Source organism: Janthinobacterium sp. 1L-D-8-B-C4 (assembly GCF_057291295.1).
The window spans coordinates 148,481-163,192 of the sequence record NZ_JBXAVX010000003.1 but is presented as its reverse complement, the minus strand read 5'-3'; the positions used below and the strand labels follow the sequence as shown (position 1 = coordinate 163,192).

Here is a 14,712-nt window from a genome sequence, read left to right as displayed (position 1 = left end):
CGCTCACGCCGGCCGCTTTTGCCTGGCGATGCTGGCCACCAGCATCTCGAACAGGGTGCGTGAGGCCGGCGGCATCGCGTGCTGGTGCTTGCTGATCAGTCCCAGCGTGCGTTTCACGGCAGGGTTGACCAGCGGCACGCCGACCACCATGCTTTGCCGTTCCGGCAGGATCGACAGCGCCGGCACCGCCGCCACGCCCAGGCCCGACTCCACCAGCGCCAGCACGCCCGACACATGGTTGATCTCGCACGAGATCCACGGATGCTTTTCCACGCCGGACAGCGCGGCATCGAGCACGCTGCGGTTGCCGCTCGACTTGGCCACCGCGATATAGCGTTCATTGACGGTATCTTTCCAACTGAGCTTCTTGCGTTTGGCCAGCGGATGGTCGTGCCGCATCGCCAGCACATAGCTCTCGACATAGATCGGCTGGAAATGGATCTCGGGATTTTCCGCGCCGGTAAAACAGATGCCGAAATCCGCCTCGCCGGCCAGTACCAGGTTGAGCACATCCTGCGCGCTTTCATCATGCACGCGTACGCGAATTTTCGGAAACTGCGTGCTGAAGCGCTTGAGCACGTCGGGCAAAAAATGCCACACGGCCGACGGCACGCAGGCAAACGTCACCGTACCGGTGCGGTGCGCGGCAAGGTCGGCCACCCCCAGCACGGCGTCTTCCAGGCCATTGAGCGCATCGCGCACATTGACCAGGAACACTTGCCCGATATTGGTCAGCTGCACGCGGCGGGTGGTGCGTTCGAACAGCCTGACCCCCAGCGCATCTTCCAGCTTTTCAATCCGGCGGCTCAGCGCCGGCTGCGAGATGAAAAGATCGGCGGCGGCCTGTCGAAAGCTGCTGCGTTCGGCCACGGCGACAAAGGCCTGCAGATCGTGGAGATCGTAATTGATGCGCTGCATGCATTAATCCCTGGATAAATTGCAATTATCAAATTATGCCACTTCAACGATGATGGGCCATTCATCATCGGAGGAGACAAGATGTTTCAACACAAGCTGGTGCGGCGCTCCGCACCCATGTTGGCTGGCCTGATGCTGCTTGCCGCCGGCGCAGCGCACGCCGCCGACATTCGCGTGGTCAGCTCGGGCGGCTTCGCCCAGGCCTACAGGAACCTGGCACCCGCCTGGGAGCGCGCCAGCGGCGACCATCTGCTGTCCGAATGGGGACCGTCGATGGGCGCCACCAAAAATGCGATCCCGGCGCGGCTGGCGCGCGGCGAGCAGATCGACGTCGTCATCATGGTCGGCGATGCGCTCGACAAGCTGATGCAGGAAGGCCGCCTGGTCCCCGGCAGCAAGGTGGTGCTGGCCAATTCGCCGATTGCCTGCGCGGTGCGCCACGGCGCGGCCAAACCCGACATCAGCACCACCGAGGGCCTGCGCAGCGCCTTCCTGAAGGCGAACAAGGTGGCTTATTCCGACAGCGCCAGCGGCGAATACATCGAGAAGCAGCTGATGGACAAGCTGCAGATCACCGGGCAGATGCAGGGCAAGGCGGCGAAAATTCCCGCCACGCCGGTCGGCGAAATCATCGCCCACGGCCAGGCCGATTTCGGCTGCCAGCAGCGCAGCGAACTGATGCCGGTCGAAGGCATTGATATCGTCGGCCTGCTGCCGGCGCAGGTGCAGCTGATGACCGAGTTTTCAGCCGCGCTGGTGAAGGGCGCCAGCCAGCCGGAAGCCGGACGCGCCCTGCTGCGCTTCCTTGCCGCGCCAGCCAGCGCCGGCGCGATCGAGGCCACCGGCCTGCTGCCGGCAGCGACAGCAAGCACGGCAACCACGCACTGACCACGCCCCTTCACTATTGATCATCAGGTAAATCATGGCCACTTCATCCACCGCCACACCCGACATCGCGTCGGTAGCGCAGCAAGAACCGCAGCGCACTCCTTCGCGCATCGGCACCGTCATCCGGGTGACGAGCGGGAACTTCATCGAAATGTACGATTTTTTCCTGTTCGGCTTTTACGCGACGTATATTTCCAGGGCGTTCTTCCCCGCCACCAGCGAATTCGCCGGACTCATGATGACCTTCGCCACCTTCGGCGCAGGGTTTTTCATGCGCCCGCTGGGCGCCATCCTGCTTGGCAGTTATATTGACCGCATCGGCCGGCGCAAGGGCCTGGTGCTGACCCTGGCCATCATGGCTTCCGGCACGGCGCTGATCGCCTTCGTGCCAGGTTACGCCACCATCGGCCTGCTGGCGCCGTTCCTGGTGCTGATCGGGCGCCTGCTGCAGGGCTTTTCCGCCGGCGTCGAGCTGGGCGGCGTGTCGGTGTATCTGTCCGAGATGGCGACACCCGGCAACAAGGGTTTTTATGTCAGCTGGCAGTCGGCCAGCCAGCAGGTGGCCGTGATTTTCTCGGCCGCGCTGGGCTACTTCCTGAACCAGACGCTGAGCCCTGCCTTCATCGCCGACTGGGGCTGGCGCATTCCTTTTTTCATCGGCTGCTCGATCATCCCGGTGGTGTTCTATATCCGCAGCTCACTGCAGGAAACCGAGGCCTACCTGGCGCGCAAGTCGCATCCGACCTTCCGCCAGATGCTCAAGACCATCAGCCTGAACTGGCCGCTGGTGGTCACCGGCGCGATGCTGATCGTGCTGACGACGGTGGCGTTCTACCTGATCACCGTCTACACGCCGACCTTCGGCAAGAGCGTGCTCAAACTGAGCACCGAAGACAGCCTGCTCGTCACGCTGTGCATCGGCCTGTCGAACTTCATCTGGCTGCCGGTGATGGGCGCGCTGTCCGACCGCATCGGCCGCTGGCCCATCATGGCGGCATGCGCGGCGCTGACCATGCTGACCGCGTATCCGTCGCTGTCGTGGCTGGTCAACCATCCCAGCTTCGACCATATGCTGATGGTCGAGCTGTGGCTGTCTTTCCTGTACGGCAGCTACAACGGCGCCACCATTGTCGCGCTGACCGAAATCATCCCGGCCAGCGTGCGCACCACCGGCTTTTCGCTGGCCTACAGCCTGGCCACCGCGCTGTTCGGCGGCCTGACGCCGCTGGTGTCGACCCTGCTGATCGAGAGCACCGGCGACAAGGCGGCGCCAGGCTACTGGATGGCCGGCGCCGGCGCCATCAGCCTGCTGGCCACGTGGCTGATCTATCGCGGCATCGTCAGGGAGCGCCATCCGGTCGTCGCCTGACGCGCCGCATCCAGCGATACGCTCCCCGCCTTTTGGGGGATGGCAAGAAAATAGTCCTCTGATAGTCTTCCCGGACAAAGTTTCCATACGGAAATAAATTAAAAGGGATAACAATCATGACTATCACACGACATCGCAGGCGCGGCCTGCGACCGGTATTTGCGCTGGCTCTGGCCACGGCCCTGCTGCTGGGCGCCTGTGGCGGAGACGGTACCAGCACGGCGTCGCCCGCCCTCGCCGCGTCGCTGACGGTGAACGCGCCAGCAACAGTGCTGCAACTGCCGCTGGAGGTACTGGGCAACGGCTCGCCGGGCCAGCCGGTGATCGCGGAAGCGGCATTGGGCGTGGCCAGTGGCAAGTTGCCCGACGTGGCACAACTATGGTTCCAGTGCCACCGCTGCGGCTTTTACGGCGCGCCAGAGTTCGAGGCCGCCAGCGAACTGCCGGTCAAGGTCAAGGCTAGCGTGCGCATCCTCGGTGGCGTGGCGGACGCCGACGCGGCCGGCGTGCCATGGATCGACATCACCGACGCCAACGTCACCCTGGCCGACGACGAACGCCTGCATGGCGGCCTGAACGGCGGCATGTACACCACCCGCATCACCGTCGCGCTGGACGCCGCCACGCGCGCCCGCCTGGTGGCTTTGCCGGGGCGCAACCGGGTGCAGTTCCGCTTCAACGGCACCGATGGCGAATCGAACGGCTACCGCGTGCTCGACGTGCAACTGCGCGATGGCGCCGCAACAGACATCGGCAGCAATACCATCGAACGTTTCGATCCGGCCAGCGAGCGCACGCCGGCGGCCATCGCCGCCATCGATCCGGATGATGCCAAGGCCGGCAAGGAATTGTGGTACGGCCATGGCGTGCTGTCGAAGTCGTCCATCGTGGCGCGCAAACTGCAAGCCGCCTGCGCTTCCTGCCATGCGGAAAACGGGCGCGACCTGCAATACTTCAACTATTCGAACAATGCCATCGTGCAGCGCAGCCGCTTCCATGGCCTGAGCGACACGCAGGGCAACCAGCTGGTGGCCTTCCTGCGCTCGAGCCTGAACGAGGTGCCGTATGTGGCCAGGGCGCGGCCATGGAATCCACCGTACCAGCCCGGCCCCGGCCTCGATTGCCACACGGCCGACTGCGCCACCGCCTGGTCGGCCGGCGCCGGCCTGGAAGCCGTGCTCAGTTCGCCTGCCGATGCGCTCAAGGCCCTGTTCGGCAAAGATGTTACACAGCCGCTGTCGATCTCGCAGGCCGACGTCGACGCCGTCATGAATCCGAACGCCACCCTGAATGCGCGTGAAATCCCGGTCGCGCTGCAGTTCCCCGACTGGAACGCCTGGCTGCCGACCATCCACCCGCTCGACGTGTGGCCGACCAGGGCCGACGGCTCCGGCTTTGCCAACGGCGCGGCCTTTCCGGGCCAGGGCATGAAGAACCCGAACGGCAAATACCTGGAACTGATCAGCTGGCTGACGGCGCACAAGAATCCGAACGGCAACATGGCCGACTGGAGCCATTTGACGCCGGACCAGCGCGCGCAGATCATGGACATGTTCTATATCTCGGGCTGGGAAGGCTATAACTACCTTGGTGGCGGGCGCGGCAATCATATTGCGAACAACGGCCAGTTCGGCGCGCAGGTCGGTGCCGCCAACCTGCAGCAACTGGCGGCCGCCAGCACCACGCAGGCCGGCCCGGCCAACGCCTTCGGCACGAATGCCTTTATCGAGCGCGCGGTAGCGAGCATGCTGCACTGGACCAGCGTCAAGCAGTGGGAGCTGGCGCAGGACTTTGCGCTCGAAGGCAATCAGCAATGGTTTATCGGCGAGAAAGACAAAACCACCGGCGCCTGGAAGGGCCGCGGCGAAGCGCACGGCTGGCCGTTCAATACCGTCAGCCTGTTCTTCCTGGCGCCGCACATGGTGTACCAGGAAGACAAGGACGCCAATGGCAGGATCACGCGCGAATGGGTGACGGCGTGGGAAACGAACAATATCGTCGGCTCCTACTACCGCAGCAACCAGTGGTACCAGCTGCAGATGACGGTCAATCCGGGCGGCCAGAGCGGCTGGGTCAATTACCCGATGGACTGGCCTTACCTGACCGCGTTCGACGACTATATCGCCCAGCTGGTCGGCGACGCCACGCCAGCGGCGCGCTCGGCGCAAAGCGCGCACGTGGTGCGCCTGCTGCAGGCGCGCATCAAGTCGGCCCAGTACGTCAACAACGACATCGTGCTGTATGACCCGAACCAGCCGGACCTGGTGGCCAATGACGGCCGCTACGGCCGCGCGCAAGTGCTCAAGCACCTCGACATCGTCAACTACCTCGACAAGTCGGTGCCGGAAGGCGTGGCGCGCAACCGTTTCCATTTCCTCGACGAAATGGGCGACGACATGTATGTCAAGGTGATCAACGGCGGCATCGCGATGTTCAATACGCTCTACACCAGCCAGCCTGTCGCCAGCTGGCGCCGCTGCGATCCAAACAACACCATGCTGGGCGACGCCGAAAACGTCTCGGGCTTTCGCTACTGCCTCGACAGCAGCAAGCAGCCGCTGGGCATCCGCGCCGACGGGTCGCGCTACATGAACTGGAACCAGTACACCCAGATCACCACCGAGCAGGAACAGCAGTATGGCCAGTGGAAAGCAGCGCAACTGGGTGCCGAACCGACGCGCCTGAAAGCGTGGCGTGACTGGACCGACAAGGTCTGGCCATAAGGAGTATCAAGGCCAGGCTGGCCGGCGCATCTGGAACCGGCTGTCCTGGCCAATCTCGAAATAATCGGCCGGCCCGCCACCGCGCAAGATCGGTGCGGCGGCGGCCGTGTCGTACACGCCGTCCTTCAGCAGATGGCGCGCGATATGCACGCCCACCACCTCGCCCAGCACCAGCCAGCTGCCGACGCCATCGCCGTTGAGGCCCTGCAGTTCGATGATCTGCGTGCGCCGACATTCGAAGGCCACCGGGCTTTCGGCCACACGCGGCACCTGCACCATGCGCGAGGCGAGCGGCGTCAGGCCGGCCAGCGCGAATTCATCGACCTCGGGCGGCGCCGGCGCGCAGCTGGCGTTCATTGCCTCGGCCAGCGGCCGCGTGGCCAGGTTCCAAACGAATTCGCCGTTCTCTTCGATATTGCGCAAAGTGTCCTTGCGGCCAATGCTGGCAAAGCCGATCAGCGGCGGCGTGTAGTTGAAGGCATTGAAAAAACTGTAGGGCGCCAGGTTCAGCACGCCGGCGCTGCTGCGGGTGGCGATCCAGCCGATCGGCCGCGGCCCGACTATCGCGTTGAACGGGTCGTGCGGCAGACCGTGGCCTTGGGCGGGTTCATAAAAATGGATGTTGTTGCTCATGCGTGTTCCTGTGGTCTGTGGTGGAAGGCCCGAATGGCAGCTTAACAAAATCATCGCCAGGGCGCATATTGCGCTACCTTCGGGCGCGCCATCCGCATACCGTGCGAAAGCTGTTTACAGCATTGTTGCAAATTTGCATACTGGTGGCACCTTACTCATGGGAAACATGAACAGATGAGCACCATGCTTGCGCAGCACCATTTTGTTTTGCAGCAACGCCGTCCAGGCTGGGCCATCGCCGCCGTGGCGCTCTTGCATCTGGCGCTGTTCTGGGCGGTCACTCGGCCAGTGCGGGAAAGCGAGGAACACGACCAAAGAGTCTGGATACAGCTGCTGCAACCACCGCACCTCGCCACTGTACCGTCTGCGCCGCCGGCCAAACCCTCGCGCGTGCCGGCAAACCCGCCAGCGAGGCAGGAGAAGCCCTCAGCCAGACCAGTGACTGCCGCGCCAGCCAGCGCGCCAGGCGATACCCTGGCCGCCGAACCGGTGCCGGCAGCGCCTACGCCAGAAGCCCTCCCGCTGGCGGAACGGGCCCTGCAAGCCGTTGGCGCCATCGACCGCCAGCTGCGCGCCGAGCATCCGCAGGAATTCCTCAAGCCTGCCGATACGCCGCAGACACGGCTGGCAAAAGGGTTTTCCGAAGCGCACGCTGCCGTCAAGCCGAAGTGGCATGAAGCGGCCCGCATCGAACTGTGGAGCGCACCGAACGACCCCAAGCGCATCTACCGCGTCATCACGGCAACCGGCGAATACTGCATCTATCTGCCCGACAAGGGCAGCATGACGCTGAACCTCAGCGCCAGGTCCGGTTATGCCGGTTTTGGCGAGGGCACGGCGGCGCCGTGTCCGATACGGTTTTAGCGCACCGTGGCCAGGTCAGCCAAATACCGGCCTGAAAAAACTGCGTTCGTAGCTGACGATGCAGCGCGTCTCTTCGGCGTAGCGAAACGCCGCCTGGCATTCTGCGTCCTGCAGCGAGTCGATGCGATATTGTTCGTACAGCGCCAGGCTCGGAAAAGAAAACATCGCCAAGGCCACATTGCTGGCGCCTTCAGACGGCAGGAAATAGCCGTGATGCTGGCCGCCAAAACGCTCGACCAGCGGTATCCAGAGCTTGCCATAGGCTTCGAATTCTTTCAGCTTGTATGGGTCGATGACATAACGCAGATAGCAGGTGATCATATTGTTTCCTCATTCAGTTTCAACTCCACCAGCGCACCCTTTTCCCACGAGCCAATCGCCACCAAAGGCGTGCCCGGCAGGAACGCCAGCGCGCACGGGTAGATGAACGGCAGCTCGTGTCGCAGCGCCAGTCCCGGCCAGCCGTAAAACTCCAGCTTGCCCTTGCCGATGCGCCCTGCTGTGCTGCCGTCGGGCGACCAGCACAGTGCGTTGCCGGTGCCGCCGCCCTGCCCGACCGGCGTACTGGCCAGCAGCTTGCCATCGGCCAGCGCAAACACCGACAACCGTTCAACGCCATCGGCGCGGTGCAGCGCGGCCAGGTATTGCCCATCTGGCGAGGCGGCGATTGAACTCAAGCCGGCAAGCGACACGACGACACGCCCCCCTCCCGCCGTCAAAGGCCAGTCCCATGCGGTAACGTAATCGGGTGGCTGCACTTGGCCTTCTGCCACCGATTTAACGCCATGCAGTACCAGCAGGCGCTGGCTGGCGTCCACGGCATACGCGCCGCGCAGCATTTCGCCCGGGTGCTCCTGCGCAAACATGACTTTGCCGGTGGCGGCCTCGCGCACTTGCAGGCGGCCATTCCAGCCGCCGTCGGCGATGTATTGTCCGCACGGCGACCAGGCCGGGCCGCTGCCTTCGCCATCCTTCTTGTTGCGAAAGTTGACGATCATGTCGCCCGATGCGGCGTCGACTACTGCCAGCAGGCCGGTAGTGCTTTTCACCGCCAGTTGGCTGCCGTCGGGCGAAAACGCCATCGCCGAACAGTGCGGCACCGGCTTGCAGCGCCACAGCTTCTGGCGCGCCGCAACGTCCCAGAAAATCAGGTCGCGGCCGAGCACCGCCAGGCGCGTGCCATCGGGAGAGAATTGCACGCTATAGGCACAGCCCAGGTTCAACGCTTTCATGGGCGATCCAGGCGATATACGACGCAGTCTTCGTCATAGTGTTTTTCCATGCCGGTGTAGCGCATGCCCAAGCGCGTCATGACCTTGATCGAGGCGGCGTTGTCAGGGTGGGCCACGGCGACCACAAACGGCGCGCCAACCACCTTGAACGCATGCGCGAAGATGGCATTGGCCGCTTCGCTGGCGTAACCCTGGCCCCAGCCCGCGCGCGCCAGGCGCCAGCCAATTTCGTGCGGCTCCGTCTTGTCACCGTCGAGATGCTGCAAGCAAGCCAGGCCGACCAGCACCTCATCTTCGGTACGGATCAAGGCCCACCACGAATATCCCCACTCGGCCCAGCGCCCCATGATGCGGGCAACGGCGGCGCGCGTGTGTTCTTCGGTCTCCGGCTGGCCGGCATTGAGGTAAGTCATCACTTCGCTATCCGAGTTCATGGCGTGCATGGCCTCGTAATGTCGCTCGGTGACGGGTTCGAGGCGCAGGCGCGCCGTGTGCAGGATGGTCATGCGCAATTCCTTCAAACGAAAAAAAAGACGATACACGATCGTCTTTTTTCTGCCAACGCGCAAGTGCTTACTTGCCCGTTTCGCCTTTCTTGATCCACGCCGCCAGCTGGTGCGGACGCAGGCCGTCGTAGTCTTCGAACGGCTGGTGTATCCACGGGTTGTGCGGCAGCTCTTCCAGGAAGTAGTCGGGACGCACGACGGAGCAGCCTTTCAGCCAGATCACGGCCGATTTGACTTCGGTCACGCCTGGGAAATTGTCCTTCAGGTGGCGCGTGACTTTGTCGAGCGTCACGCCCGAGTCGGCCAGGTCATCGACCAGCAGGATGCGGCCGGCCAGCGGGCCCTTGGTCATGGTCATGTACTTGGCGATATCGAGGTCGCCCTGGGTGGTGCCCTTGTCTTCGCGGTACGAGCTGGTCGACAGGATCGCCAGTGGCAGGTCGAAAATGCGCGAGAACACGTCGCCGGGGCGCACGCCGCCGCGCGCCAGGCACAGCACCTGGTCAAACTTCCAGCCCGATTCGTGGACCTTGAGCGCCAGGCGCTCGATCAGGCGGTGGTATTCTTCCCAGTTCACCCACAGGTGCTGGTCATTGCTTTGTGGCGTAGTCATGATGTTCTGTCTTTATGCTTGCTTGAAAAAATCCGCCTTGCGGCGGATTGGGGTGCTACGCGTTTATTCGAACGGGTGGCGCAGGACGATGGTTTCTTCGCGATCCGGACCGGTCGAGACCATGTCGACCGGCACGCCGACCAGCTCTTCGATGCGCTTGATGTAAGCGCGCGCTGTCGCCGGCAGGGCCGCCAGCGATTTCGCGCCGACCGTGCTTTCGGTCCAGCCTGGCATTTCTTCGTACACCGGCACGCAGCGGGCCGCTTCTTCGGCGCCCGACGGGAAGATGTCGACCGAGACGCCATCGATGGTGTAGCCGGTGCACAGCTTCAGCGTTTCGATGCCGTCCAATACGTCCAGCTTGGTCAGGCACATGCCCGACACGCCGTTGATCTGCACCGAGCGGCGCAGCAAGGCGGCGTCGAACCAGCCGCAGCGGCGGGCGCGGCCCGTCACGGTGCCGAATTCATGGCCCACTTGCGCCAGGTGATGGCCAACGCCGGCATCGGTCGGCAGTTCCGACGGGAACGGGCCCGAGCCGACGCGCGTGGTGTAAGCCTTGGTGATGCCCATGATGTAGTGCAGCATGCCAGGACCGACGCCCGAACCGGCGGCGGCATTGCCGGCCACGCAGTTCGACGAGGTGACGAACGGATAGGTGCCATGGTCGACGTCGAGCAGCGAACCCTGCGCGCCTTCGAACAGCAGGTTGGCGCCGGCCTTGTGCGCTGCGTACAGCGCGCTCGACACGTCGGTGACCATCGGACGCAGACGCGGCACGTAGGCCAGCGCGTCGTCGAGGGTTTTCTGATAGTCGACTTTCGGCGCCTTCAGGTAGTGTTCCAGCACGAAGTTATGGTAATCGAGATTTTCGGCCAGCTTTTCGGCAAAGCGCTTCTCGTTGAGCAGGTCGGCGATACGGATCGCGCGGCGCGCCACTTTGTCTTCGTAGGCCGGGCCGATGCCCTTGCCGGTGGTGCCGATCTTTGCATCGCCACGCTTGACTTCACGGGCCAGGTCGATCGCGGTGTGGTAAGGCAGGATCACGGGCGCCGCGTCCGACACTTTCAAACGCGAGGCAACTTCGACGCCGACTTTTTCAAGCTTGTCGATTTCGCGCAGCACGTCCGGCACCGACACCACCACACCGTTACCGATGTAGCAGGCCACGCCTGGACGCATGATGCCCGAAGGGATCAGTTGCAGCGCGGTCTTGACGCCGCCGATGACCAGCGTGTGGCCTGCATTGTGGCCGCCCTGGAAGCGCACCACACCCTGGGCGTGATCGGTCAACCAATCGACGATCTTGCCTTTACCTTCATCGCCCCATTGGGTGCCGATGACAACGACGTTCTTTGCCATAATTTTCTTTGACATCACTCAACCTAAGTTTTTAAGAATCCAGCTACTACCATTATCGGCAAGTACCAGCACGCGATCGCACTCGAACTCGTCTTGTTCATTACTGTGACCCGGCAAACTCTGGATCACGACCTCGCCCGCCTTGCGCAACTCGGCGATTTTTTCCTTCAATTCCGGCGCGCTGCCCCACGGCGCACGGATCGAATGCTTGCGCTCCGCGGTCGGCAACAGGCGCGCCAGTTCGCGCAAATCGAGCGAGAAGCCGGTCGCGGGACGAGCCCGGCCGAACGCTTCGCCGACGTGGTCATAACGGCCGCCGCGCGCAACCGCGTTCGGCAAGCCAGGTACATACAGCGCAAACATCGCGCCACTTTCATATTGGTAACCGCGCAGGTCGGCCAGATCGATCGCCACTTCGGCCCGACCAATGGCGGAACCGGCCAGCGCGGCCAGTTCGGCCAGCGCTTTTTGTACGCCCGGCAATGGCGGCAATACTTCGCGCGCACGCGCCAGCACGTCGATGTCGCCATACAGGTTCGGCAGGGCCAAGAGCGCGTCGCGCGTGACAGCGTCATACGACGCGGTCAGGGCGCGCAAGCCTGGCGCATCTTTTGCGCGCAGCAGGCTGTACAGCGCGGCTTCGTCGCGAACCGCCGATGCGTCCTGCGCAATAATAGCGCGCAACAGGCCGACGTGCGACAAATCGAGGCGCACGGCGTCGAAACCGGCCAGGGCCAGCGAGGCCAGCGCGAGTTCCTGGATTTCGGCATCGGCTTCCAGGCCGGCGTGGCCATAGATTTCGGCGCCGATCTGCAGCGGTTCGCGCGTGGCGTGCAGGCCCGACGGACGGGTATGCAGCACGCTGCCGGCGTAGCACAGGCGGGTCACGGTGGCGCGGTTGAGCAGGTGGGCGTCGATGCGGGCCACTTGCGTGGTCATGTCGGCACGCAGGCCGAGCATGCGGCCCGACAGCTGGTCCACCAGCTTGAAGGTGCGCAGATCGGTATCCTTGCCGGCGCCGGTCATCAGCGACTCCAGATATTCGAGCAGCGGCGGCATCACCAGTTCATATCCGTACAGACGGAAATTATCCAGCATGAGGCGGCGCAGCTCTTCGATCTTGCGCGCTTCCGACGGCAATACATCGGCAATATTTTCGGGCAAAAGCCAATTCGGCATGAGGGAGCGAGATACGGAAGAAAGTTGAAAAATGCATCAGGCGAGGCAGCGGCAGGCGCGCCAGGCAAGAGGCCGAACCTGATATTTTACGCGAAAAAGTGTAGCTTTAGGGATAAGTTGTCGCCACGGCGATAACCCAGGGCAAAAAAACCGCGCATTTCCCCTGCCCGCATCGCCAACGCGCACATAAAAAAACGGGGCCGGCATCGCTGCCGGCCCCGCCTGAAGTACTGCCCCTGGATTACTTTTTGGCGGCGCCTGCGGCACCGGCCGGGCCATTGCCCTTGAAGTACTTGAAGAACTCCGAGCTCGAATCGACCACCATCACGTCGCCCTTGTCCTTGAACGTGGCGCGGTAGGCTTCCAGGCTGCGGTAGAACTTGTAGAACTCGGGGTTGCGGCCAAACGCTTCGGCGTAGATCTGCGAAGCCTTGGCGTCGCCCTCGCCGCGCAGCTTCTCGGCTTCGCGGTAGGCTTCAGCCAGAATAACCGTGCGCTGCTTGTCGGCGTCGGCGCGGATCTTCTCGGAATCGGCCGAACCGGTGGAACGCAGTTCATTGGCCACGCGCACGCGCTCGGACTTCATGCGTTCGTACACCGAGTTGTTGATCTGCTCGACGTAGTCGACGCGTTTCAGGCGCACGTCGACGATACCCACGCCGATGGCCACGGCCTCGGCCGCCACCTTGGCCTTGATCGCCTCCATCACCTTGCCGCGCTGGCCCGAGATCACTTCGCGCACGGTGCGCTTGGTGATTTCATCGTTCAGGGCAGCCTTGACGATTTGCGACATGCGGTTGCGCGCACGGTTTTCATCACCGCCGAAGCTGCGGAAATACGTCTTCGGATTGGTGATGCGCCATTTCACATAGGCGTCGACCAGGATGTTTTTCTTCTCGGCCGTAATGAAGCGCTCCGGCTCCGGTGTGTCCATGGTCAGGATGCGCTTGTCCAGATACATGACATTCTGGAATGGCGGCGGCAGCTTGAAGTACAAGCCCGGCTCGCTGATCACATCCTTGACTTCACCAAGGGCGAAGACGACTGCATACTTGCGCGCGTCGACCACGAACACGGTCGAGGACAGCAGCATGATCGCGATAAAGCCCGCGATCAGGGCGGCTACGATACGGTTCATCAGCGGCTCTCCCGTTCACGCGAAGAGCGGCGCGTATTGACTTCTACTGTCGGCATGGCGTCCTGTGGCAAAACAGTGGTGGTGGCAGGGGCGGCGGCGCGCGCGGCAGCGGCGCTGGCGTCGGTCGCAGCCGTCTGGGCGATCAGCTTGTCGAGCGGCAAATACAGCAGGTTGCTGCCGCTTTTCGCGTCAACCATGACCTTGCTGGCGCTGCTGAACACAGTCTGCATGGTTTCCAGGTACATGCGGTCACGCGTCACGGCCGGTGCCTTCTGGTATTCCACCAGCACCTGCTTGAAGCGCGACGCATTACCGGCGGCGTTCTCGGTCACCATGGCGCTGTACGCTTCGGCTTCTTCCATCAGGCGGAAGGCGGCGCCACGCGCTTTCGGAATCACGTCGTTGGCATAGGCCTGGCCTTCGTTCTTCTGGCGTTCGCGGTCCTGGCCCGCTTTCACCGCATCGTCGAACGCCGCCTGCACCTGCTCGGGCGGCTGCACCGCCTGCATCGTCACGTTGTTGATCAACACACCGGACTTGTACTGATCCAGGATCTGCTGCATCAACTTCTGCGTGTCAAAGGCCACTTTCTCGCGACCTTCGTACAGCACAAAGTCCATCTTGCTACGCCCGACCACTTCACGGATCGCCGTTTCGGCGACCTGGCGCAAGGTGTCTTCCTGGTCGCGCAAGCTGAACAGCCATTTGACAGGATCATTGAGCGTGTATTGCACGGCAAACTGGATATCGATGATGTTTTCATCGTCGGTCAGCATCAGCGACTCGTCGGCCTGCTTGGTGCGCAGCGACTGGCGGTAGCCCACTTCCACCGTGCGCACCTGCGACACATTGACGGTTTCATCGGTCTGGAACGGATACGGCCAGCGCCAGTTGAGACCGGCCGGCGCCGTGCGCGTGTATTCGCCAAACGTCAGCACTACGCCGCTCTGGCCCTCTTGCACGATAAAGGCGCCGCTGGCAAGCCAGATGAAGACGGCGATCACGCCGACCACGCCGGCGGTAATGCCGGCGCCCTTCATGTCCGGGCGCGGGCCGCTGCCGTTGTTGTTGCCGTTGTTATTGCCGCCGTTGTCGGGACGGTTTTTCTGGCCAAAAAAGGCGTTCAGGCGCTGATTGAAATCGCGCCACAGCTGATCGAGGTCCGGCGGACCTTCGCCGGGCTTTTTGCCTTCTTGGGCTTTCTTGCCGTCGTCCTTGTTATTGCCCCAGCGGGGGTCATTCAGGGACAACTTCAAGCCTGTTTTTTTGAGTAGGGAGACAAGCATA

The 14,712-nt window shown here is 63.0% G+C and carries 14 protein-coding genes; 4 read left to right on the top strand and 10 right to left on the bottom strand.

From position 1 onward, the window contains the following. Nucleotides 1–3 precede the first annotated feature (3 nt). Complete coding sequence (locus tag AC0Z42_RS06610) at nt 4–918, bottom strand: LysR family transcriptional regulator (protein ID WP_485467447.1); 915 nt, start codon at nt 916–918, stop codon at nt 4–6. An 81-nt stretch (nt 919–999) separates the two neighbouring features. On the opposite strand from AC0Z42_RS06610, the gene AC0Z42_RS06605 reads away from it, so the two are divergent. The 3 genes from AC0Z42_RS06605 to AC0Z42_RS06595 all read left to right on the top strand — a co-directional run bounded on the left by AC0Z42_RS06605 (nt 1,000) and on the right by AC0Z42_RS06595 (nt 5,898). Then, nucleotides 1,000–1,806, top strand: a complete 807-nt coding sequence (locus AC0Z42_RS06605) for a substrate-binding domain-containing protein (protein ID WP_485467446.1) — start codon at nt 1,000–1,002, stop codon at nt 1,804–1,806. A 34-nt stretch (nt 1,807–1,840) separates the two neighbouring features. Next, entirely contained in the window at nt 1,841–3,175 is a 1,335-nt protein-coding gene (gene tcuC, locus AC0Z42_RS06600) for a tricarballylate/proton symporter TcuC (protein ID WP_485467445.1), read from the top strand. A gap of 116 nt (nt 3,176–3,291) precedes the next feature. Continuing rightward, nucleotides 3,292–5,898: a hypothetical protein gene (locus AC0Z42_RS06595; RefSeq protein WP_485467444.1), complete on the top strand. Its 2,607-nt coding sequence runs from the start codon at nt 3,292–3,294 to the stop codon at nt 5,896–5,898. 6 nt (nt 5,899–5,904) lie between these two features. Here AC0Z42_RS06595 and AC0Z42_RS06590 read toward each other — a convergent pair whose 3' ends face one another. Then, nucleotides 5,905–6,531 (bottom strand): flavin reductase family protein, encoded by a 627-nt coding sequence (locus AC0Z42_RS06590; protein ID WP_485467443.1) that lies wholly within the window; start codon nt 6,529–6,531, stop codon nt 5,905–5,907. Nucleotides 6,532–6,705: 174 nt separating this feature from the next. Between AC0Z42_RS06590 and AC0Z42_RS06585 the strand changes: the two genes are divergently transcribed. After that, nucleotides 6,706–7,395 (top strand): hypothetical protein, encoded by a 690-nt coding sequence (locus tag AC0Z42_RS06585; protein ID WP_485467442.1) that lies wholly within the window; start codon nt 6,706–6,708, stop codon nt 7,393–7,395. Between the two features lie 15 nt (nt 7,396–7,410). On the opposite strand, the gene AC0Z42_RS06580 is transcribed toward AC0Z42_RS06585, so the two are convergent. From AC0Z42_RS06580 to hflK, 8 genes are all read right to left on the bottom strand, one after another. After that, complete coding sequence (locus AC0Z42_RS06580) at nt 7,411–7,716, bottom strand: NIPSNAP family protein (protein WP_485467441.1); 306 nt, start codon at nt 7,714–7,716, stop codon at nt 7,411–7,413. After that, nucleotides 7,713–8,627, bottom strand: coding sequence for a WD40 repeat domain-containing protein (locus AC0Z42_RS06575; RefSeq protein WP_485467440.1), 915 nt, complete (start codon nt 8,625–8,627; stop codon nt 7,713–7,715). Before AC0Z42_RS06575 ends, AC0Z42_RS06580 begins: the two co-directional genes overlap by 4 nt. Further along, on the bottom strand, nt 8,624–9,133 hold the full coding sequence (locus tag AC0Z42_RS06570) for a GNAT family N-acetyltransferase (protein WP_485467439.1): 510 nt from the start codon (nt 9,131–9,133) through the stop codon (nt 8,624–8,626). Before AC0Z42_RS06570 ends, AC0Z42_RS06575 begins: the two co-directional genes overlap by 4 nt. Before the next feature lie 67 nt (nt 9,134–9,200). Further along, entirely contained in the window at nt 9,201–9,746 is a 546-nt protein-coding gene (locus tag AC0Z42_RS06565) for a phosphoribosyltransferase (protein WP_308925303.1), read from the bottom strand. Between the two features lie 63 nt (nt 9,747–9,809). Beyond that, the gene (locus AC0Z42_RS06560; RefSeq protein WP_485467438.1) at nt 9,810–11,123 is read right to left on the bottom strand and encodes an adenylosuccinate synthase; all 1,314 of its coding nucleotides are present in this window, start codon (nt 11,121–11,123) and stop codon (nt 9,810–9,812) included. Between the two features lie 3 nt (nt 11,124–11,126). Continuing rightward, nucleotides 11,127–12,287, bottom strand: coding sequence for an ATP phosphoribosyltransferase regulatory subunit (locus AC0Z42_RS06555; RefSeq protein ID WP_485467437.1), 1,161 nt, complete (start codon nt 12,285–12,287; stop codon nt 11,127–11,129). A gap of 241 nt (nt 12,288–12,528) precedes the next feature. After that, entirely contained in the window at nt 12,529–13,425 is an 897-nt protein-coding gene (hflC, locus tag AC0Z42_RS06550) for a protease modulator HflC (protein ID WP_485467436.1), read from the bottom strand. Further along, on the bottom strand, nt 13,425–14,711 hold the full coding sequence (hflK, locus tag AC0Z42_RS06545) for an FtsH protease activity modulator HflK (protein WP_485467435.1): 1,287 nt from the start codon (nt 14,709–14,711) through the stop codon (nt 13,425–13,427). Before hflK ends, hflC begins: the two co-directional genes overlap by 1 nt. Between the last annotated feature and the right edge of the window lies 1 nt (nt 14,712).